Annotated in this window: 22 protein-coding genes; 15 read left to right on the plus strand and 7 right to left on the minus strand. The window is 66.3% G+C overall.

All coding sequences use genetic code 11. The features are described from left to right. Positions 1 to 122: 122 nt before the first annotated feature. Positions 123 to 1,100, plus strand: coding sequence for a quinone oxidoreductase family protein (locus tag NAV27_RS15875; RefSeq protein ID WP_102828182.1), 978 nt, complete (start codon positions 123 to 125; stop codon positions 1,098 to 1,100). Positions 1,101 to 1,146: 46 nt separating this feature from the next. On the opposite strand, the gene tsaC is transcribed toward NAV27_RS15875, so the two are convergent. The 3 genes from tsaC to NAV27_RS15890 form a co-directional block, all read right to left on the minus strand. After that, positions 1,147 to 1,704, minus strand: a complete 558-nt coding sequence (tsaC, locus tag NAV27_RS15880; RefSeq protein ID WP_008569069.1) for an L-threonylcarbamoyladenylate synthase type 1 TsaC — start codon at positions 1,702 to 1,704, stop codon at positions 1,147 to 1,149. 62 nt (positions 1,705 to 1,766) lie between these two features. After that, a complete protein-coding gene (gene dprA / locus NAV27_RS15885) occupies positions 1,767 to 2,858 on the minus strand; it encodes a DNA-processing protein DprA (RefSeq protein ID WP_102828181.1) in 1,092 nt (363 codons plus the stop codon). Between the two features lie 89 nt (positions 2,859 to 2,947). Further along, positions 2,948 to 3,973, minus strand: a complete 1,026-nt coding sequence (locus tag NAV27_RS15890; protein ID WP_043294903.1) for a LysM peptidoglycan-binding domain-containing protein — start codon at positions 3,971 to 3,973, stop codon at positions 2,948 to 2,950. A 148-nt stretch (positions 3,974 to 4,121) separates the two neighbouring features. Between NAV27_RS15890 and def the strand changes: the two genes are divergently transcribed. From def to NAV27_RS15935, 9 genes are all read left to right on the plus strand, one after another. Then, positions 4,122 to 4,628, plus strand: a complete 507-nt coding sequence (gene def / locus NAV27_RS15895) for a peptide deformylase (protein ID WP_102828180.1) — start codon at positions 4,122 to 4,124, stop codon at positions 4,626 to 4,628. A gap of 56 nt (positions 4,629 to 4,684) precedes the next feature. Next, entirely contained in the window at positions 4,685 to 5,629 is a 945-nt protein-coding gene (gene fmt, locus NAV27_RS15900; protein WP_102828179.1) for a methionyl-tRNA formyltransferase, read from the plus strand. Further along, positions 5,626 to 6,975: a 16S rRNA (cytosine(967)-C(5))-methyltransferase RsmB gene (rsmB, locus tag NAV27_RS15905; RefSeq protein ID WP_102828178.1), complete on the plus strand. Its 1,350-nt coding sequence runs from the start codon at positions 5,626 to 5,628 to the stop codon at positions 6,973 to 6,975. The genes fmt and rsmB overlap by 4 nt, the downstream gene beginning before the upstream one ends. After that, complete coding sequence (gene trkA / locus NAV27_RS15910) at positions 6,972 to 8,345, plus strand: Trk system potassium transporter TrkA (RefSeq protein WP_008569076.1); 1,374 nt, start codon at positions 6,972 to 6,974, stop codon at positions 8,343 to 8,345. The genes rsmB and trkA overlap by 4 nt, the downstream gene beginning before the upstream one ends. Positions 8,346 to 8,727: 382 nt before the next feature. Next, positions 8,728 to 9,585: an ectoine/hydroxyectoine ABC transporter substrate-binding protein EhuB gene (gene ehuB, locus NAV27_RS15915; RefSeq protein ID WP_102828177.1), complete on the plus strand. Its 858-nt coding sequence runs from the start codon at positions 8,728 to 8,730 to the stop codon at positions 9,583 to 9,585. 121 nt (positions 9,586 to 9,706) lie between these two features. After that, positions 9,707 to 10,366, plus strand: coding sequence for an ectoine/hydroxyectoine ABC transporter permease subunit EhuC (ehuC, locus tag NAV27_RS15920; RefSeq protein ID WP_102828176.1), 660 nt, complete (start codon positions 9,707 to 9,709; stop codon positions 10,364 to 10,366). Continuing rightward, the gene (gene ehuD, locus NAV27_RS15925) at positions 10,363 to 11,022 is read left to right on the plus strand and encodes an ectoine/hydroxyectoine ABC transporter permease subunit EhuD (RefSeq protein ID WP_008569079.1); all 660 of its coding nucleotides are present in this window, start codon (positions 10,363 to 10,365) and stop codon (positions 11,020 to 11,022) included. The genes ehuC and ehuD overlap by 4 nt, the downstream gene beginning before the upstream one ends. Continuing rightward, on the plus strand, positions 11,019 to 11,855 hold the full coding sequence (ehuA, locus tag NAV27_RS15930) for an ectoine/hydroxyectoine ABC transporter ATP-binding protein EhuA (protein ID WP_102828175.1): 837 nt from the start codon (positions 11,019 to 11,021) through the stop codon (positions 11,853 to 11,855). Before ehuD ends, ehuA begins: the two co-directional genes overlap by 4 nt. 153 nt (positions 11,856 to 12,008) lie before the next feature. Then, positions 12,009 to 12,326 (plus strand): tetratricopeptide repeat protein, encoded by a 318-nt coding sequence (locus tag NAV27_RS15935; protein ID WP_102828174.1) that lies wholly within the window; start codon positions 12,009 to 12,011, stop codon positions 12,324 to 12,326. Positions 12,327 to 12,335: 9 nt separating this feature from the next. Here the strand turns inward: NAV27_RS15935 and NAV27_RS15940 are convergent, their stop codons facing one another. From NAV27_RS15940 to NAV27_RS15950, 3 genes are all read right to left on the minus strand, one after another. Then, a complete protein-coding gene (locus NAV27_RS15940; RefSeq protein WP_102828173.1) occupies positions 12,336 to 12,602 on the minus strand; it encodes a PilZ domain-containing protein in 267 nt (88 codons plus the stop codon). 37 nt (positions 12,603 to 12,639) lie between these two features. Continuing rightward, positions 12,640 to 13,527: a lysophospholipid acyltransferase gene (locus tag NAV27_RS15945; RefSeq protein WP_008569084.1), complete on the minus strand. Its 888-nt coding sequence runs from the start codon at positions 13,525 to 13,527 to the stop codon at positions 12,640 to 12,642. An 84-nt stretch (positions 13,528 to 13,611) separates the two neighbouring features. Beyond that, on the minus strand, positions 13,612 to 14,199 hold the full coding sequence (locus NAV27_RS15950) for a DNA-3-methyladenine glycosylase I (protein WP_008569085.1): 588 nt from the start codon (positions 14,197 to 14,199) through the stop codon (positions 13,612 to 13,614). Positions 14,200 to 14,303: 104 nt separating this feature from the next. Here NAV27_RS15950 and glyQ point away from each other — a divergent pair, with 104 nt between their 5' ends. Genes glyQ through NAV27_RS15975 form a run of 5 tightly spaced genes read left to right on the plus strand, consistent with a single transcriptional unit; the run spans position 14,304 to position 20,009 of the window. Continuing rightward, positions 14,304 to 15,251, plus strand: coding sequence for a glycine--tRNA ligase subunit alpha (glyQ, locus tag NAV27_RS15955; protein WP_061340224.1), 948 nt, complete (start codon positions 14,304 to 14,306; stop codon positions 15,249 to 15,251). Further along, on the plus strand, positions 15,248 to 17,302 hold the full coding sequence (gene glyS / locus NAV27_RS15960) for a glycine--tRNA ligase subunit beta (RefSeq protein ID WP_102828172.1): 2,055 nt from the start codon (positions 15,248 to 15,250) through the stop codon (positions 17,300 to 17,302). The genes glyQ and glyS overlap by 4 nt, the downstream gene beginning before the upstream one ends. Positions 17,303 to 17,306: 4 nt before the next feature. Continuing rightward, on the plus strand, positions 17,307 to 17,849 hold the full coding sequence (gene gmhB, locus NAV27_RS15965; RefSeq protein ID WP_008569088.1) for a D-glycero-beta-D-manno-heptose 1,7-bisphosphate 7-phosphatase: 543 nt from the start codon (positions 17,307 to 17,309) through the stop codon (positions 17,847 to 17,849). Next, entirely contained in the window at positions 17,846 to 18,592 is a 747-nt protein-coding gene (locus tag NAV27_RS15970) for a lysophospholipid acyltransferase family protein (protein ID WP_054094228.1), read from the plus strand. Before gmhB ends, NAV27_RS15970 begins: the two co-directional genes overlap by 4 nt. Before the next feature lie 46 nt (positions 18,593 to 18,638). After that, a complete protein-coding gene (locus NAV27_RS15975; RefSeq protein WP_102828171.1) occupies positions 18,639 to 20,009 on the plus strand; it encodes a GGDEF domain-containing protein in 1,371 nt (456 codons plus the stop codon). A 70-nt stretch (positions 20,010 to 20,079) separates the two neighbouring features. On the opposite strand, the gene NAV27_RS15980 is transcribed toward NAV27_RS15975, so the two are convergent. Then, the coding region (locus tag NAV27_RS15980; RefSeq protein WP_256055311.1) for an FAD-dependent oxidoreductase at positions 20,080 to 20,803 on the minus strand (724 nt) is incomplete at its 5' end.

Here is a 20,803-nt window from a genome sequence, read left to right on the forward strand (position 1 = left end):
CGGAGCCGGGCGCAGGGGTGTCGGGGCGTGGGTCGGGCCGGCAAGCATAGCATCCGCTCGATTGACTAAAGCAGGCGCGGCAGGTTGGATAGGTCTCTTTGATCCCCAGCAGGAACCCTGAGATGTCGCAGCGCATTCAATTCCGCCAGCACGGTGGCCCCGAGGTGCTCGAACTGATCGACGTGCCGGTGGCCGAGCCGGGTCCGGGCGAAGTTCGCGTACGCAATCACGCCATTGGTCTGAACTTCATCGACACCTATTTCCGCAGCGGCCTCTACGCACCGCCAAGCCTGCCCTCGGGGCTGGGCAACGAAGGCGCCGGGGTGGTCGAAGCAGTGGGCGAGGGCGTCAGTACCTTTCAGCCCGGCGACCGTGTCGCCTATGGCACCGGTCCACTGGGCGCTTACGCCGAGCATCACGTGCTGCCGGCGGGGAATCTGGTGAAACTGCCGGATTCGATCAGCTTCGAAGAGGCCGCCGCGGCGATGCTCAAGGGCCTGACCTGCCAGTACCTGCTGCGTCAGACCCACCCGCTGCAGGCCGGCGATACCGTGCTGTTCCACGCCGCGGCCGGTGGCGTCGGCTCGATCGCCTGCCAGTGGGCCAAGGCACTGGGCGTACGGCTGATCGGCGTGGTCGGCTCCGCCGAGAAGGCCGAACGCGCGCGGGCGCTGGGCGCCTGGGCGACCATCGACCGCAGCCGGGAAGACGTCGTCCAGCGCGTGCTGGAGCTGACCGACGGGCGCAAGTGCCCGGTGGTCTACGACTCGGTGGGCAAGGACACCTGGGAAATCTCGCTGGACTGCGTCGCTCCGCGCGGGTTGCTGGTCAGTTTCGGCAATGCTTCCGGTGCCGTCACCGGGGTGAACCTCGGCGTGCTGGCGCAGAAGGGCTCGCTGTTCGTCACCCGGCCGACGGTCGCCGGATATGCCGACACGCCCGAACGCCTGCAGGCGATGGCCGATGAGCTGTTCGCGATGATCGACAGCGGCCGGATCCACATCGAGACCGGCCAGCGCTATCCGTTGCGCGACGCCGCCGAAGCGCAGCGCCGCCTGGCCGCGCGGGAAACCACCGGCTCGACGATCCTGCTGCCGTAACGGCACACCGCACGGTTGCTTCAGGTCTGCGGCGCAGGACCGGCCGCTAGCTCGCGCGGATCACCTCGCCGCTGCGCACGTCGCGGATCGTGCTCGGATTGCGTCGTCCGCCCAGCGGGCCGTTGAGCACGGCGTCCAGCTGGCCGGGGAAGTACTGCTCGACCCGCAGCCGCGAACGCGCGGCCGGGCGACCGGCAGGGTTGGCGGAGGTCGACACCAGCGGTCCGGTCAGCGCGCAGAGCCTGGCCACCAGCGGATGATCGCTGACCCGCAGCGCCACGCTGTCGTGCTGGCCGGTGATCCACTCCGGCAGCCGTTCACGGTGCGGCACCAGCCAGGTATTCGGCCCCGGCCAGGTGCCGGCGAGACGATCGAGCCAGCGCTCGGGCAGATCATCGAGGAGGAAGTCGAACTGGTCGATGTGCGCGGCGACCAAGATCAGGCCTTTCTCCATCGGGCGCATCTTCAGCTCCAGCAGCCGCTGGACGGCGGCCGCATCCCACGGATCGCAACCCAGCCCCCAGACTGCCTCGGTCGGATAGGCGATCACGCCACCGGCCCGCACTACCCGGGCGACCTGCTGTATACGCCAACTGCCGATCATGGCGACCTCCACGCAAAAGACCGCGGCAGTGTACCCAAGCTCACGGGAAAATCACCTGACGCTCAAGGTTGGCGCGCGCACCAGAGACCATTCTCGTTGGCGACCAGGCCGTCCAGCTCGAGGTCGGTGAGCTGGGCCAGCAGCTGCGCCAGCGGCAGCTGTGCCTCTGCCGCCAGGGCTTCGCTGGTCATCGGCGCGGCAAGCAGTGCGGCAAGCAGCGGATGCGAAGCCGGCGCGGCTGCTGGCAGGTCGGCCGGTGCCAGCTGCCGCCAGCCACGCAGGCCTTCGAGCACGTCCTCGACGCTTTCCACCAGCGTCGCACCCTGGCGGATCAGCTGGTGGCAACCGCGCGCGCCCGGATGATGGATCGAGCCCGGTATCGCGTAGACCTCGCGACCCTGCTCGGCCGCCAGGCGGGCGGTGATCAGCGAGCCGCTCGACGGGCTCGCCTCGACCACCAGCACGCCGAGCGCCAGGCCGCTGATGATCCTGTTGCGCCGCGGGAAGTTGCCGGCCTGCGGCGGGCAATCCAGCGGCAGCTCGGACACCAGCGCGCCACCGCCCTCGACGATGGCTTCGGCCAGGCGCAGATGGCGCTGCGGATAGAGCCGCTGCAGGCCGGTGCCGAGCACGGCGACGGTCCTGCCGCCCGCATCCAGCGCACCCTGATGCGCGGCACCGTCGATGCCTAGTGCCAGCCCGCTGGTGATCACGAAGCCGCCACCGGCGAGGCTGCGCGCGAACGCTCGGGCATTGTCCAGCCCCGGCCGCGACGCGCGGCGGCTGCCGACCATCGCCAGTTGCGGCTGCTCGAGCAGCGTGGGATCACCGGCGACGAACAGCAGCGGCGGCGCGTCGGCCAGTTCGCCGAGCAGCGCCGGGTAGTTCGGGTCGTCCCAGCACAGCAGATGATGGCCCGGCTGCTCGAGCCAAGCCAGCGCGGCACTGGCTCGCTCGCGAACGGCATCGCTACGCCGCGCTTCGGCACAGCCGGCCGGCAACCCCAGCGAACGCCAGGCACTGGCCGGCGCACTCAGCGCCGAAGCGGCATTGGCGAAGGCTCCAAGCAGGCGCTGCCAGCGGCGCGGCCCCAGCTCGGGCAGCAGATGCAGGCGTAGGCGGGCATCGAGTTCGGCAGGCGAGAGGGACGGCATGGGCGAGCACTCCTTGCTCAGCACACCGCATCCGTGCGGTGTTTTTTGACGGTGGATAGAACAAGCCCCGCATCGGCGGGGCTTGTGGTTCAGGGGTTGCGGATCTTGTCGCGCACCGCCAGCGAGCGGGTGGCCTGCAGCACCAGGCCGTAGCTGAGCTTCTCGTAGGTGCGAAAGACCATCAGCAGGCCGGAGCGCTCGTCGGGAATCTTCACGTTCTCGCCGGTCACCCGGTCGCGCACGGTTTCGCCAGTCTTGTACACGGCCAGCACGTTACCGTCCTGCAGGCCATCACGGCGACCCTTGTTCAGCGTCACCACGTCGAACTGGCCGATCTGGGTCACGCCGCGCGGCACGTCGATGATCAGTCCATCGATTTCGCTGGCCGGCGCACTGGGCATGAAGGTGGAATTCACCGAACGCTCTTCGCTGGCGAACAACCGGTCGCCGAGGCGTACTTCCTGGCTGGTGCGGCTGAGCTGCAGGGTGGCGATGTCGCCTTCGCGCTCGACGATTTCCGCCGTGCCGACGTCGTCGGCGTTGATGCCGAGGAACTCGCCGCTGTCCGGATCGACGTAGCTCTTGCCCTGACGGAAGATGCCGTATACCGGAATGTCCTCGGCGAACGCGCCACGCCCGTAGACGCGGTCACCGGCGCCGCTGACCACGCGCTCGGCATTGCCGGCGACGATGTACGGCGCGCCCTTGAACTGTTCTTCGCTGTCGACGATGCGGTTACTCAGCAGGAAGCTGTTGATCGCCTCCAGCGGAATGGTCGGGATGGCGTCGGCCATCGGTGTGGTGCGCACAGTTGGCGAAAGCTTGATGGTGCCGCGGGAGGCGCCGCGGTTGAGCACCAGCCGCGGCTGGCCGTCGATGTAGACCAGGCTCAGGCTGTCGCCGGGATAGATCAGATGCGGGTTCTCGATCTGCGGGTTGGCGTGCCAGAGTTCCGGCCATTTCCAGGGTTCCTTGAGGAAGCGCCCGGAGATGCCCCACAGGGTGTCGCCCTTCACCACGGTGTACCGCTGCGGATGGTCGTCCTTCAGCTGCACCGCGGCCTGGGCGATACCGCCCACCGCCACCAGCAGCAGGGCGAGTAGTGATTTCCTCATGTGGTGAATCCCTTTATGATGTGCCTTCGCCTGAAGCGCCCTAGCGCCGCGGAACCCTTGTGGAATGCGGCGTGAAGCCGGTTTCCGAGCTGCCGGGCATCTTAGCAGCGGCTTTTGACTTTATTCCATAAGTGCATCACAAACGCATATGGCCATTCTGAACATCCTTGAGTTTCCCGATCCGCGCCTGCGCACCATCGCTAAACCGGTGGATGTGGTCGATGACGGCATCCGTCAGTTGATCGACGACATGTTCGAAACCATGTACGAGGCACCGGGAATCGGCCTGGCCGCAACGCAGGTCAACGTGCACAAGCGCGTGGTGGTGATGGACCTGTCCGAGGACAAGAGCGAACCGCGGGTATTCATCAATCCCGAATTCGAAGCGCTGACCGAGCAGATGGACCAGTATCAGGAAGGCTGCCTGTCGGTGCCGGGCTTCTACGAGAACGTCGATCGCCCACAGAAGGTCAAGGTCAAGGCGCTGGACCGCGACGGCCAGCCCTACGAGCTCATCGCTGAGGGCCTGCTCGCGGTGTGCATCCAGCACGAATGCGATCACCTCAACGGCAAGCTGTTCGTCGATTACCTGTCCAGCCTCAAGCGCGACCGGATCAAGAAGAAGCTGGAAAAGCTGCACCGCCAGCAGGCTTGATCACCGTTCCCCCGAAAGGCTTGCTGCGGCAGGCCTTTTTTCTTAGCGAGCCCCCCATGACCCAGTCCATGCGCATCGTTTTTGCCGGTACCCCGGAGTTCGCCGCCCAGCATCTGCAGGCACTGCTCGATGCGGGCCGCACCATCGTCGCCGTCTACACCCAGCCGGACCGCCCCGCCGGGCGCGGGCAGAAGCTGGCGCCGAGCCCGGTCAAGCAGCTCGCCATGCAGCACGGCATCCCGGTGTATCAACCGCAGACCCTACGCGATCCGGCGGCGCAGGCCGAGCTGGCAGCGCTGCAGGCCGATCTGATGGTGGTGGTCGCCTACGGCCTGATCCTGCCGCAGGCGGTTCTCGATCTGCCGCGCCTGGGCTGCATCAACAGCCACGCCTCGCTGCTGCCCCGCTGGCGCGGCGCGGCGCCGATCCAGCGTGCGATCGAAGCCGGCGATGATGCATCCGGCGTGACGGTGATGCAGATGGAAGCGGGGCTAGATACCGGACCGATGTTGCTCAAGGTCAGCACGCCGATCACGGCCGAAGACACTGGCGGCACGCTGCACGACCGCCTCGCCGCACTCGGCTCGCAGGCCGTGGTGCGGGCAGTCGACGCACTGGCTGCCGGCACACTGCAACCCGAGTCCCAGGACGATGCCCTCGCCACCTATGCGCACAAGCTGAGCAAGGACGAGGCGCGCATCGACTGGCGCCGTCCGGCGGTCGAGCTGGAACGGCTGGTCCGCGCCTTTAATCCGTGGCCGATCTGCCACACCACGCTTGGCAGCGATGCGCTGAAAATCCACGCTGCGCGCGTCGGCGCCGGGCAGGGCGAGCCGGGACACATCCTCGAGGCGAGCAGGCACGGGCTGACCGTCGCCTGCGGCGTGGGCGCTCTGAGCCTGACCCGCCTGCAGCTACCCGGCGGCAAGCCGCTGGACTTCGCCGACCTGTACAACAGCCGCCGCGAGCAGTTCGCCGCCGGCCAGGTCCTCGGCCAATGAATCCGCGCCTGGCGGCGGCCCGTGCGCTGAGCGTCGTGCTGTCGGGCAAGGCCTCGCTGGGCAGCAGCCTGCCCGAGGTGCTCGGCAAGGTCGATGCGCGCGATCGCGGCCTGACCCAGGAGCTGGCCTTCGGCACTGCACGCTGGCAACCGCGGCTGGCCGGGCTGGCGGCCAAGCTGCTGCAGAAACCGTTCAAGGCCGCCGATCACGACGTCGAGGCGCTGCTGCTGGTGGGCCTCTACCAGTTGCTGCACACCCGCATCCCCGCGCACGCCGCCATCGGCGAGACGGTCGGCTGCGTCGACAAGCTGAAGAAGCCCTGGGCCAAGGGTCTGCTCAATGCCGTGCTGCGTCGCGCCCAGCGCGAGGGCGAGGCGCTGCTGGCCGAGCTCGAGCACGACCCGGTGATCCGCGTCGCCCATCCGCGCTGGTTGCAGAAGGCGCTCAAGGCGCATTGGCCGGATCAGTGGGAAGCGGTCTGCGCCGCCAATAATGCGCATCCGCCGATGATGCTGCGGGTCAACCGTCGCCAGGGCAGCCGCGAGCAGTATCTCGCCGAGCTGCAGGCCGCCGGCATCGAAGCCTTCGCCTGCGATTTCAGCGAAGACGGTATCCGCCTGGCCAGCCCCTGCGACGTGCAGCAGCTGCCCGGCTTCGCCGACGGCCGCGTCAGCGTACAGGACGAAGCCGCGCAGCTGGCCGCGGGGCTGCTCGATCTCGGCCCCGGCCAACGCGTGCTGGACGCCTGCTGCGCGCCGGGCGGCAAGACCTGCCACCTGCTCGAACGCGAGCCGCAACTGGCCGAGGTGGTCGCCCTAGATCTGGAACCCAAGCGGCTGGCCCGGGTACAGGAAAACCTCGACCGCTTGCAGCTCAGCGCCCACCTGCTGGCCGCCGACGCCCGCGCCACGGAACAATGGTGGGACGGCAAGCCGTTTCAGCGCATCCTGCTCGACGCACCCTGTTCGGCCACCGGGGTGATTCGCCGGCACCCGGACATCAAGCTGACCCGGCAGGCCGACGACATCCCGCCGCTCGCCGCGCTGCAGAGTGAACTGCTCGATGCCTTGTGGCCGACGCTGGAGGTCGGTGGCGTGCTGCTCTATGCGACCTGCTCGGTGCTGCCGACCGAGAACCGCGAAGTGATCGCCGCCTTCCTCGCCCGCACCCCGGGCGCACGCGAGCTGGACCTGCCCGCCGGCTTCGGCGTGACGCAGCCGCACGGGCGCCAGCTGCTGCCGCAGATCGACGGCCACGACGGTTTCTACTACGCAAAGCTGATCAAGATCGCCGCGCAGTCACGTGGCGTATCCGGCGCTAACGCCGTTTCGGGAGTTCAGTCTTGAAGATCATCATCCTCGGCGCCGGCCAGGTCGGCGGCACCCTCGCCGAACATCTCGCCGGCGAAGCGAACGACATCACTGTGGTCGACACCGACGGCGACCGCCTGCGCGACCTCGGCGACCGCCTGGACATCCGCACCGTGCAGGGGCGTGCCTCGTTCCCCACCGTGCTGCGCCAGGCCGGTGCCGACGATGCCGACATGCTGGTGGCGGTGACCAACAGCGACGAGACCAACATGGTGGCCTGCCAGGTTGCCTACACGCTGTTTCACACCCCGACCAAGATCGCCCGTGTGCGCGAGCCGGCCTATCTGGTACGTACCGGCCTGTTCAACAACGAGGCGATTCCCGTCGACGTGCTGATCAGTCCCGAGCAGGTAGTCACCAACTACATCAAGCGGCTGATCGAACACCCCGGCTCGCTGCAGGTGATCGACTTCGCCGGCGGCAAGGCGCAGCTGGTAGCGGTGCGCGCCTACTACGGCGGCCCGCTGGTGGGTCAAGAGCTGCGCCAGATCCGCCGTCACATGCCCAACGTCGATACGCGGGTGGCGGCGATCTTCCGCCGCAATCACGCGATCCTGCCGCAGGGCGACACGGTGATCGAAGCCGACGACGAAGTGTTCTTCATTGCTGCCAAGGGCCATATCCGCGCGGTGATGAGCGAAATGCGCCGGCTCGACGAGAACTACAAGCGCATCGTCATCGCCGGCGGCGGGCACATCGGCGAGCGGCTGGCCGAGGCCATCGAAAGCCGCTATCAGGTGAAGATCATCGAGATGAATCCGGCGCGCTGCCGTTACCTGTCGGACGCGCTCGACAGCACGGTGATCCTGCAAGGCAGCGCCTCGGATCGCGATCTGCTGGTGGAAGAGAACATCAACGATGCCGACGTGTTCCTCGCGCTGACCAACGACGACGAGGCCAACATCATGTCCTCGCTGCTGGCCAAGCGCCTCGGCGCGCGCAAGGTCATGTGCATCATCAACAACCCGGCCTACGTCGACCTGGTGCAGGGCGGCGATATCGACATCGCCATCAGTCCGCAGCTGGCGACCATCGGCACGCTACTCACCCACGTGCGGCGCGGCGACATCGTCAGCGCGCATTCGCTGCGCCGCGGTGCGGCCGAGGCCATCGAAGTGGTCGCCCACGGCGACGCACGCTCGAGCAAGGTGGTCGGCCGCATGATCAGCCAGATCGCCCTGCCGCCCGGCGCCACCATCGGCGCAGTGATCCGCGACGAAGAAGTGCTGATCGCCCACAGCGACACGGTGATCGCTTCCGGCGACCACGTGATCCTGTTCCTCGTCGACAAGAAACACATCCGCGACGTGGAGCGCCTGTTCCAGGCCGGTCTGACCTTCTTCTAGGCGCCTGAGACCCACGCCACTGCCCGCATGTTACGACCCGCCTCTGGCGGGTCGTTTCGTTTTATCAATCGACAAGCGCTGCTTTCCCGCGAGAACTCCTGAATTGCTGTAGCTATGCAGTTTGGCAGGATTCATCGCTATCGCATCCATTCACCTCAAATGACCACCGATTTCCCTTTTATGCCGAGCTTTTGTACCCTCCGTTTGGCATCGATAAGGATCAATCTCGCGTTGCACATCAATTACTAAAGACTATTGCCGCCGAACCTTTTGAACCTTGTCGTCGTCATAAAGCCCGTCAACCAACCAAGTGCGCGATATCCCTCCTAAAAAACACAACGATCCGATTCCTCGGTCTCTACAAGGAACAGGAGAATCTCCCATGAGGAACACCACCATCCCGACACTCACTCGCCGGCTGCTGATCGGTTGTACCGCTCTGGCCAGCATCAGCTTCGGCAGCCTGACCCAGGCCGATACCCTGGAAGAGATAAAGGACAGCAGCAGCATCCGCATTGGCTACGCCAACGAAACCCCCTTTGCCTACACCGCCCTCGACGGCAGCGTCACCGGCGAATCACCGGAGATCGTGCGCAAGGTCTTCGAGCGCATGCAGATCGACACCATCAAACCGGTGCTCACCGAGTGGGGCTCGCTGATCCCCGGCCTGCGCGCCGGGCGCTTCGACCTCATCGCCGCCGGCATGTACATCACCCCCGAGCGCTGCAAGCAGGTGCTGTTCACCGACCCGCACTACCGCCTGCTCGACACCCTGCTGGTGGCCGAAGGCAACCCGAAGAACCTGCGCAGCTACGAGGACATCGCCAACAACCCCGACGTGAAGATCGCGATCATGTCCGGCACGGTGAACCTCGGCTACGCACGCAAGGCCGGTATCAAGGATTCGCAGATCCTGCAGGTCCCGGATACCACCTCACAGCTGCAGGCCGTACGCAGCGGTCGCGCCGACGCCGCCATCGGCACCCAGCTGACCATGAAAGGGCTGGCCGACAAGGCCGGTGACGATGTCGAGGCCATCGCCGACTTCAAGGACGATCCGGCACGCGCAGGCTATGGCGCGCTGGCCTTCCGTCCGCAGGACAAGGCGCTGCGTGATGCGGTCAATGCCGAACTCAAGCAGTGGCTGGGCAGCGAGGAGCATCTGAAGACCATCGAACCGTTTGGCTTCGATCGCTCCAACGTCACCGACAAGACTGCCGCCGAACTCTGCGGCGCCTGAAGCCCGTCGGGACGGCTGGTTGGCGCCGCCGACCCGCGGTCCCGCCTGTGAACGCTGACCAAGGCTGCGCCGCTGCTTGCGCAGCCTCGCTCAGCGCTCCGGAAAACCGGATAGCGCCATCATGATCGAACTGCTTCCTCTGCTGCTGCAGGGTTCCTGGGTTACCGTGAAGGTGACCTTCTTCGGCTCCCTGCTGGCCATCGCCTGTGCGCTGATCGCCGCGCTGGCCCGGCTCTCGCCTGTGGCGCCATTGCGCTGGCTGGCCATCACCTATATCGAGGTCTTCCGCGGCTCGTCGCTGCTGGTGCAGCTGTTCTGGCTGTACTTCGTGCTGCCGCTGCCACCGTTCAATGTCGAAATGAGTGCCTTCACCGTGGCCGTGGTCGGGCTGGGCCTGAACATCGGTGCCTACGGCGCCGAGGTGCTGCGCGGCGCGATCCGCTCGGTGCATCGCGGCCAGCACGAAGCCTGTCAGGCGCTGAACATGACGCCGCTGGCACGCATGCGCCGCATCATCCTGCCGCAGGCGTTGCTCGCGGCGATTCCGCCCGGCACCAACCTGCTGATCGAGTTGCTGAAGAACACCTCGCTGGTGTCGCTGATCACGCTGTCGGATCTAGCCTTCCGAGCCCGCCAGCTGGATCAGGCGACGCTGATGACCATGGAGATCTTCGGCCTGGCGCTGGTGATCTACTTCGTTCTGGCCCAGGCGATCAACTTCGGCATGCGCCAGCTGGAACGCCGGCTGGCCCGCGGACGGATGCGCGGAGGCCTGTCATGAACTTCTTCGACTGGCAGTTCGCCCGCGAGATCCTGCCGCGCCTGCTGGATGCCTCGCTGACGACCATCGGCATCGCCCTGGCCGGTTTCGCCATTGCCGTTGTGCTTGGCCTGTTCCTCGCCATCGGCCGGCGCAGCCGCCTGCGCTGGCTATCCTGGCCGATCACCGGGCTGATCGAGTTCATCCGCAGCACGCCGCTGCTGATCCAGGTGTATTTCCTGTTCTACGTGTTCCCCAACTACGGCCTCAACCTCAGCGCGATGCAGGCGGGCATCATCGGCATCGCCCTGCATTACGCCTGCTACACCGCGGAGGTGTACCGCGCCGGCCTGGACGCAGTACCCCGTTCGCAATGGGAAGCCGTCACCGCGTTGAACATGAAGCCATGGACCGCCTACCGCGACGTGATCCTGCCGCAAGCGCTGCGTCCGGTGCTGCCGGCGCTGGGCAACTACCTGATCTCGATCCTCAAGGACACGCCGGTGCTGTCGGCGATCACCGTGGTGGAAATCATGCAGCGGGCCAAGAACATCGGCTCCGAGAGTTTCCGCTATCTTGAGCCGATCACCATGGTCGGCCTGTTCTTCCTCATTCTCAGCCTCGGCCTCGCCTGGTGCGTGCGCCGCCTGGAAAACCGCATGGAGCTGGCCCGATGAATACGCCGATGCAGTCCACGGACACCCTGAACCCGACAACACAGCAGCCGGAGCAGACGCAACCGCTGGTGCGCTTCGCCGGCGTGACCAAGCGCTACGGTGAACTGACCGTGCTCGACGGGCTCGACCTGCAGATCGAGGAAGGCGAGAAGGTCGCGATCATCGGCCCCAGCGGCTCCGGGAAATCCACCCTGCTGCGCGTACTGATGACTCTGGAAGGCATCGACGAGGGCGTGATCGAGGTCGACGGCGAGCCGCTGACACACATGCCCGACGCCAGCGGCCAGTTGGTCCCGGCCAACGCCCGTCACCTGCGCCGGGTGCGCGGCAAGGTTGGCATGGTGTTCCAGAGCTTCAACCTGTTTCCGCACATGAACGCGCTGCAGAACGTCATGGAAGCGCCGGTGCAGGTGCTCGGGCTGAGCAAGGCCGAAGCTCGCGAGCGCGCCGAAGAACTGCTGGCCATGGTCGGCCTGGAAGACAAGCTGGAACACTTCCCGGCGCAGCTGTCCGGCGGCCAGCAACAGCGCGTGGCGATTGCCCGCGCACTGGCGATGCGGCCGAAGGTGATGCTGTTCGACGAAGTGACCTCGGCGCTGGACCCGGAGCTGTGCGGCGAAGTGCTCAATGTGATCCGCCGCCTCGGCGAGGCGCACAACCTGACGATGCTGATGGTGACCCACCAGATGGGCTTCGCCCGCGAATTCGCCGACCGGGTGTGCTTCTTCCATGAGGGCCGGATCCACGAGCAGGGCAGCCCGGACGAGCTGTTCAACAACCCGCGCGAGGAACGCACCCGGGAGTTTCTCAGCGCGGTCAACGAGGCCCACTGAGTCCCGGTGAGCCCGCTCGCGTGTCGTCGCCCGCCCGCAAGTGCCACACGAGCGGTCCTTAAGACCAATGGCTTATGCTACCGGCCTTGCCCGGCGGACGCTTTGCACTACAGTGCAGGACACCCCGGAGCGCCTGCCGAAAAAGGTCCGAAGATGCTCGAATCGCTGGAAAAAATGCTCTCGCAAGGCATGGACAATCCGATGCTGCGCTTCGGCCTCGGCAAGGGCTATCTGGATGCGGGACAGCCGGGCCGGGCGGCCGAGCATCTGCGCCGCTGCGTGGAACTCGATCCTAAGTATTCGGCGGCCTGGAAGCTGCTCGGCAAGGCACTGCAGGCCGCCGACGACCTCGCCGGTGCGCGTCATGCCTGGCAGCAGGGGATTGCCGCGGCGGTCGCCCGCGGCGACAAGCAGGCGGAAAAGGAAATGACGCTGTTCCTGCGCCGTCTCGACAAGCTCACGCCTGACTGAGTACGCGCGTCAGTCGTCCTGCAGAAAGCGCAGGCCGGCGCCCTCGGCATCCACTCGCATCACTTCCAGCCGCAGCACCGGCGCCGGGATCGGCAGATCCTGCACCTGGCCGGTCACCACGCTGCCCGGCGCCAGCGCCGCCAACTCGGGATGCCTGATGTAGACGCCGCCATCCGACAGATCGCGGGTGTGCGCGAAGACATCGCCGAAGGCCAGATGGCTGATGCGAATCCGGCACTTCATGCTGGTGCGCGGGTACTGACGTTGGTTGTTCATGCTTGCTCGTCCTTGTTGTCGTTATCGTCTGGCCCGCTCAGTACCAGCGTTTCTCCCCCGGCGGGCGCTTCTTGAAGCGCTTCATCGTCCACATGTACTGGCTCGGATAGGCGCGCACGTATTTCTCGATCGTCGCGCTCATGGCCGCCACGGCGGTTTCCACATCCTCGCTGTACATGCCTTCGGGCGCCGCTTCAAGGATCACCTTGAAGCCGGAACCATCCTCCAGGCGCAGCGCGTGCAGGAACACGCCGACCGCCTTGCCGCCGGCGAGCATGCCGGGGACGAACTTGCTGGTCAGCGCCTGGATGGCGAAGAACGGCACGAACAGGCCGCTGCCTTCGCTCGGCTCGGGGTCGGCCGGAATGCCCACCGAACCGCCGCGACGAACTTCCTTGATCACGCTGAGAATGCCCTCGCGGGTCGACGGCGCGACGCGGTTGCCCAGCTGCACGCGCTGCTGCTGCAGCAGATCGTCCACCGCTTTGAGCTTCGGCGGGCGGTAGAAGATGATCGGTTTGCACTGCGCACAGTAGAAGTGATTCAGCACCTCCCAGTTGCCCAGGTGGCTGGTGATGCCGACCACACCCTTGCCGGACGCGAGCGCCTGTTCCAGCACCTCGAGGCCTTCGACCTGCTTGATCAGTCCGAGGGTCTTGTGCGCCGGCCAGATCCAGGCGCAGGCACTTTCGGTAAAGGTCTTGCCAATATCGCGCAGGGTGCGGCCGAGCAGGGCGTCCAGCTGCCCGGCGTCGAGGTCGGGAAAGCACTTGTGCAGGTTGGTCCGTGCCACTTCGCGCGAGCGGTTGGGCAGTTTCCACATCAGCCAGCCGATTGCCGAGCCAAGCCCCTGCACCGCCGGCCAGGGCAACGCGGCCACCAGGCGCAGCGCGCCGACCACCAGGGCACCTTTGAGTTTTTCCACGCCGCACTCCGGGTAGCAAAAACGCGAGTTTACCTGCTTGCGCCAGACAGGGTGGAGCGAGGGCGTCGCAGCGCCGTGCTGCGGCTAAACGGCATCCACGCGCCCCGCGCCGGACGGGATCGACCCCGCCAGTGCGGCGTGCCGCTCGCAGTCGATCAGGTGGTCCATGACCAGGCCGCAGGCCTGCATGTAGGCGTAGCAGATGGTCGGGCCGACGAAGCTGAAACCGGCCTTCTTCAGCGCCTTGCTCATGGCCTCGGCTTCGGCGGAAACCGCCGGCACCTGATCGATGCGCGCGAAGCGGTTGATCTTCGGCACATCGCCGACGAACGACCAGACGAAGCCGGCCGGATCGTCCAGCCGCAGCCAGGCGCGCGCATTGCCACGCGCGGCTTCGAGCTTGCGGCGGTTGCGGATGATGCCAGGGTCCTGCATGCGCTCGTCGATCTCGGCATCGCTCATGATCGCCAGACGCTCGGCGTCGAAGCCGAACAGCACCTGCCGATAACGCTCGCGCTTGCGCAGCACGGTGATCCACGAGAGCCCGGCCTGGAACGCCTCGAGCAGCAGGAATTCGAACAGCACCTGCGGGTCGCGCGTCGGCACGCCCCATTCGTGATCGTGGTAGGCGATGTACAGCGGGTCGCTGCCGCACCAGTTGCACCGTGGCATAGCCATCCTCGCGCCGGCGTGCCGTGCCCGGAAACCGTCGCAAGCGCAGGGGCGCGGGAGGTATACTCCGAGGCTTTCTGTCGAAGCCCAGCACAGGTGAAATTTTGAGCCAGACTACGCCTGCCGTGCGCACCTTCCAAGACCTGATCCTCGCCCTGCAGAGCTACTGGGCCGAGCAGGGTTGCGTGGTTCTGCAGCCCTACGACATGGAAATGGGCGCCGGTACTTTTCACACCGCCACCTTCCTGCGCGCCATCGGTCCGGAGACCTGGAACGCCGCCTACGTCCAGCCCTCGCGCCGCCCGGCCGATGGCCGCTATGGTGAGAACCCCAACCGCCTGCAGCACTACTACCAGTTCCAGGTGGTGTTGAAGCCCAACCCGGAAAACATCCAGGACCTGTACCTCGAGTCGCTGCGCCGCATCGGCGTCGACACCAGCGTGCACGACGTACGCTTCGTCGAGGACAACTGGGAATCGCCGACCCTCGGCGCCTGGGGCCTGGGCTGGGAAGTCTGGCTCAACGGCATGGAAGTCACCCAGTTCACCTACTTCCAGCAGGTCGGTGGCGTCGAGTGCTATCCGGTCACCGGCGAGATCACCTACGGTCTCGAGCGCCTGGCCATGTACCTGCAGGGTGTCGACTCGGTCTACGACCTGATCTGGGCCGACGGTCCGTTCGGCACCGTGACCTATGGCGATGTGTTCCACCAGAACGAGGTGGAGCAGTCGACCTACAACTTCGAGCACGCCAATGTGCCGAAGCTGTTCGAACTCTTCGATTTCTACGAGAGCGAAGCCAACCGGCTGATGGCCGCCGAGCTGCCGCTGCCGGCCTACGAGATGGTGGTCAAGGCCTCGCACACCTTCAACCTGCTCGATGCCCGTCGCGCCATTTCGGTCACCGCGCGCCAGCAGTACATCCTGCGCGTGCGCAGCCTGGCCCGTTCGATCGCCCAGAGCTACCTGCTGGCCCGCGCCAAACTCGGCTTCCCCATGGCCACCCCCGAACTGCGTGACGAAGTGCTGGCCAAGCTGGAGGCTGCAGAATGAGTGCACTGGATTTCCTCGTCGAACTGGGTACCGAAGAACTGCCACCGAAGGCGCTCGCCAAGCTGGCCGAAGCCTTCTGCGCTGGTATCGAGAAGGGCCTGAAGGACGCCGGCCTGGGCTTTGCCAAGGCCCAGGCCTACGCCGCACCGCGTCGCCTGGCTGTGCTGGTCGAGCAGCTGGCCACCCAGCAGCCGGACCGCAGCATCAACCTCGACGGCCCCCCGATGCAGGCCGCCTTCGACGCCCACGGTGAACCGACCCAGGCTGCCCTGGGTTTCGCCCGCAAGTGTGGCGTGGACCTGGCCGAAATCGACCGCAGCGGGCCGAAGCTCAAGTTCAGCCGCACCATCGAAGGCCAGCCCGCCACCCAGCTGCTGCCGGGTATCGTCGAGGCTTCGCTGAACGACCTGCCGATTCCCAAGCGCATGCGCTGGGCCGCACGCAAGGAAGAGTTCGTCCGTCCGACCCAGTGGCTGGTGATGCTGTTCGGCGAGCAGGTGATCGACTGCGAGATCCTCGCCCAGCGCGCCGGCCGCGAATCGCGCGGCCACCGCTTCCACAGTCCCGGTCAGGTGCGCATCTCCAGCCCGGCAGGCTACCTGGAGGACCTGCGCGGCGCCCACGTCATCGCCGACTTCGCCGAGCGCCGCGAGCTGATCGCCAAGGGCGTCGAGCAGCTGGCGTCCGAGCAGAACGGCAGTGCCATCGTGCCGCCGGCGCTGCTCGATGAGGTCACCGCGCTGGTGGAGTGGCCGGTGCCGCTGGTCTGCTCGTTCGAGGAACGCTTCCTCGACGTGCCGCAGGAGGCGCTGATCTCCACCATGCAGGACAACCAGAAGTACTTCTGCCTGCTGGATGCCGACGGCAAGCTGCTGCCGCGCTTCATCACCGTGGCCAACATCGAATCGAAAGACCCGGCGCAGATCGTTGCCGGTAACGAGAAGGTGGTGCGCCCGCGCCTGACCGACGCCGAGTTCTTCTTCAAACAGGACAAGAAGCAGCCGCTGGAGCGCTTCAACGAGCGCCTGAAGAACGTGGTATTCCAGGCCCAGCTCGGCAGCGTGTACGACAAGGCCGAGCGCGTCTCGCGCCTGGCCGGACTGATCGCCGAGCGCACCGGCGGCGACAAGGCACGTGCCATGCGTGCCGGCCTGCTGTGCAAGGCCGACCTGGCCACCGAGATGGTTGGCGAGTTCCCCGAGATGCAGGGCATCGCCGGCTACTACTACGCGCTGCACGAGGGCGAGCCGCAGGACGTGGCGCTGGCGCTCAACGAGCAGTACATGCCGCGCGGCGCCGGCGCCGAGCTGCCAGGCACCCTGACCGGTGCCGCGGTGGCGGTGGCCGACAAGCTCGACACCCTGGTCGGCATCTTCGGCATCGGCATGCTGCCGACCGGCTCCAAGGACCCCTACGCGCTGCGGCGCGCGGCGCTGGGCGTGCTGCGCATCCTCATCGAGAAGCAGCTGGACCTCGATCTGGTGGAAGCGGTGAACTTCGCCATCGGCCAGTTCGGCGACCGGGTCAAGCAGCAGGGCCTGGCCGATCAGGTGCTGGAATTCATCTTCGACCGCCTGCGTGCGCGCTACGAGGACGAGGGCGTCGACACTGCCGCCTACCTCTCGGTACGTGCCGTGCAGCCGGGTTCGGCGCTGGACTTCGACCAGCGCGTGCAGGCGGTGCAGGCCTTCCGTCGACTGCCGGAAGCCGAGGCGCTGGCTGCCGCCAACAAGCGCGTCTCCAACCTGCTGGCCAAGTTCGAGGCCAAGCTGCCGGAAGCGGTCGAACCTCGCTGGTTCGACAACGCCACCGAGTTCTCGCTGTATTCGGCGATCCAGCAGGCCGAACAGGCCGTGCAGCCGCTGGCCGCCGCGCGCCAGTATCGCGAGGCGCTGGAGCGCCTGGCGCACCTGCGCGGCCCGGTGGATGCCTTCTTCGAGGCGGTGCTGGTCAATGCCGAGGACGCCTCGGTGCGCGCCAACCGTTATGCCTTGCTGGCCCGGCTGAGAGGACTGTTCCTTGGTGTCGCCGATATTTCCGCACTTGGCTAAGCCCGTGAAGCTGATCGTGCTGGACCGCGACGGGGTGATCAACGAGGACTCCGACGAATACGTCAAGTCGGTGGCGGAATGGATTCCGATTCCCGGCTCGCTGCAAGCCATCGCCCGGCTGTGCAAGGCCGGTTGGACGGTGGCGGTGGCCACCAACCAGTCCGGCGTGGCGCGCGGCAAGTTCGATGCAAGCACCCTCAGCGACATGCATTTCAAGATGCAGCAGCTGGTGATGGAGCAGGGCGGTCGCATCGAGCTGATCGTGCATTGCCCACATGGCCCCGACGACGGCTGCGACTGCCGCAAACCGAAACCGGGAATGTATCGCAGCATTGCCGAGCATTTCGGTCTCGCGGACCTGAAAGGCGTGCCGGTGGTGGGCGACAGTCATCGCGATCTGCATGCCGGCATGCTGCTCGGCGGCGTGCCTTACCTGGTCAGGACCGGCAAGGGTCTGCGCACCCTGGAAGGCACGCTGCCGCCGGGTACCCAGGTCTTCGATGACCTGGCCGCCGTTGTCGATCATCTGCTCGAGAATCCTCGATGAGCCTGTTGCCCCTGCGCATCGCGCTGTTCTACTTCCTGCTGGCGTTCACCGCCTTCGCCTGGTGCCTGGTCAGTCTGGTCTGCGCGCCGTTCATGACGTTCCGCCCGCGCTACCGCTTCGTGGTACAGAACTGGTGCCGCTGCGCCGTCTGGCTGGCGAAAACGCTGGTCGGCCTGCGCTATGAGGTGCATGGCACGGAGAACATCCCGACGCGCCCCTGCGTGATCCTGGCCAAGCACCAGAGCACTTGGGAAACCTTCTTTCTTTCTGCCTATTTCGAGCCGCTGACCCAGGTGCTCAAGCGCGAGCTGCTGCGTGTGCCGTTCTTCGGCTGGGCGATCATGCTGCTCAAGCCCATCGCCATCGATCGCGACAACCCCAAGGCGGCGCTGCGCCAGGTCGCCAAGCAGGGTCACGAACGCCTGGAGCAGGGTGCCTGGGTGCTGATCTTCCCGGAGGGCACCCGCGTACCGGTCGGCCAGCCGGCCAAGTTCTCCCGCAGCGGCGCCTCGCTGGCAGTCAATGCCGGTCTGCCGGTCTTGCCGATCGCGCATAACGCCGGGATGTTCTGGCCCAAGGCCGGCTGGGGCAAGCGCCCCGGCACCATCCAGGTGGTCATCGGCCCGGCCATGTACGCCGAGAGCGAAGGGCCGCGTGCGGTCGCCGAACTCAACCAGCGTGCCGAAGACTGGGTCAACGCGCAGGTCAGCCAGCTCGAAACGCAGGGTCGTCCAACCCCCTGATCACGTCGGGGCCGGCAGGGACGCCCGCCCCTCCTAGCGAGTCCCTATGCAGCAAATATCCAACCATCAACTGGTCGCCGAGTGGCTGCGCCTGCTGGACGGCTATCCGGCCGAAGCCGCCGCCGCGTTGCAGGCGGTGGCGAACGAGAAAAGCCAGGAACTGGCCGAGCACTTCTATTCGCAGATGCTCGCCGAGCCCCATTCCGCCAGCTTTCTGTCCCACGAGCAGGTCAAGACCCGTCTCGGCAGATCCATGCAGAATTGGATCATCACGGTCTGTTCTTCGACGGCCCTTAGCGACCTCGATGCAGTGGTCGACCTGCAGCGCAAGGTCGGCGACATCCATGCACGCATCGAGATTCCGGTCAGCCTGGTGCTGCGCGGTTCCCGGCTGCTCAAGGGCCGCCTGCGCCAGTTGCTGGAACAGCGCGAGCTCGAAGAACCGGTACGGCGCAAGGCCGCACGGATGGGCGCCGATCTGATTGATCTGGCGGTGGAGATCATCTGCTTCGCCTACTCGCAGTCCCACGACCGCAACTCGCGGGCCGAGGAAGCCTATCGGCTGTTCTCCGTGTCACAGAACATCGGTGTCGAAAAGGAGCGCCAGCGTGCGGCGCTGCTGGACTGGGAGAACCAGCTGATGTTCGACCTGGCCATCGGCAACCTCGCCGGCGCGCTGCCGCAGCTGGCCGGCTCCGAGTTCGGTTTGTGGTTCCGCCACAAGGCTTCCCATGCCTTTCAGGGCTCGCCGGAGAGCGCGAGCATCCTCGACTACATCACACGGATCGATGACGAGCTGAAGGCCATCGCCACGCTGGGAGACCCCACCGGTCGCCTGGCCAAGCTGCACCATATCCGCGAGCAGACGCGCTCGATCAAGTTCCTGCTCGACAGCCTGTTCGAGCAGGCCAACGACCTGGAGGCCGGCCGTGACGTGCTGACGCGGCTGCTCAACCGCAAGTTCCTGCCGGTAGTGATGGCCAAGGAAGTGCTCTACGCGCGGCAGTCGAACAACACCTTCGGCGTGCTCGCCATCGATGTCGATCATTTCAAGCGCATCAACGACACCCATGGGCATGACGGCGGTGACCAGATCCTGCAGCAGGTCGGTGGCCTGCTGGCCAGCAACACCCGCGGTGGCGACTATGCGTTCCGCCTGGGTGGCGAGGAGTTCCTGCTGGTGCTGGTGGACATCGACCCCAACCAGGCGCTGGCGGCCGCCGAGAAACTGCGCGAACGCATCGCCCGCGAGCACTTTCGCCTGTCCAGCGGCGAGGTGCTGCAGGTGACTGTCAGCATCGGTATGGCGGTGCACGACGGTCACCCCGACTACGAGCGCCTGCTGCAACAGGCCGATCAGGCGCTCTATCAGGCCAAGCACGGCGGGCGCAATCGCTGCGTGCTATACGCCGGCTGACAGCAGGCTCAGCGTAAAAGAAAAAGGGGAGCAACCGCACGGCTGCTCCCCTTTGTTTTTCGCGCCTCGATCAGGCCGGCGCGGAGGTGCGGATCAGGTGATCGAAGGCGCTCAGCGAGGCCTTGGCGCCCTCGCCAACGGCGATCACGATCTGCTTGTACGGCACCGTGGTCACGTCGCCGGCGGCGAACACGCCGGGGATGCTGGTCTGGCCCTTGGCATCGACGATGATCTCGCCGAAGCGCGACAGCTCCAGGGTGCCCTTGAGCCATTCGCTGTTGGGCAGCAGGCCGATCTGCACGAAGATGCCTTCCAGTTCGACACTGTGCATTTCTTCGCTGGTGCGGTCCTTGTAGACCAGGCCGGTGACCTTCTGGCCGTCGCCTTTGACCTCGGTGGTCTGCGCCATCTTCAGCACGCGGACGTTGGGCAGGCTGTTGAGCTTGCGCTGCAGCACGGCGTCAGCACGCAGTTCCTCACCGAACTCGAGCAGGGTCACGTGGGCGACGATACCGGCCAGGTCGATGGCCGCTTCCACGCCCGAGTTGCCGCCGCCGATCACCGCCACGCGCTTGCCCTTGAACAGTGGGCCGTCGCAGTGCGGGCAGTAGGCGACGCCACGACCGCGGTATTCCTGCTCGCCGGGCACGTTCATTTCGCGCCAGCGCGCGCCGGTGGCGAGGATCAGGGTCTTGGCCTTGAGTTCGCCGCCGTTCTCGAACCGGACGCGGTGCAGGCCGTCGTCGCCGGCCGGGATCAGCTGGCTGGCGCGCTGCAGGTTCATGATGTCGACC

The sequence above is a fragment of the Stutzerimonas degradans genome (assembly GCF_024448505.1).
Classification (GTDB): Bacteria; Pseudomonadota; Gammaproteobacteria; order Pseudomonadales; family Pseudomonadaceae; genus Stutzerimonas; species Stutzerimonas degradans.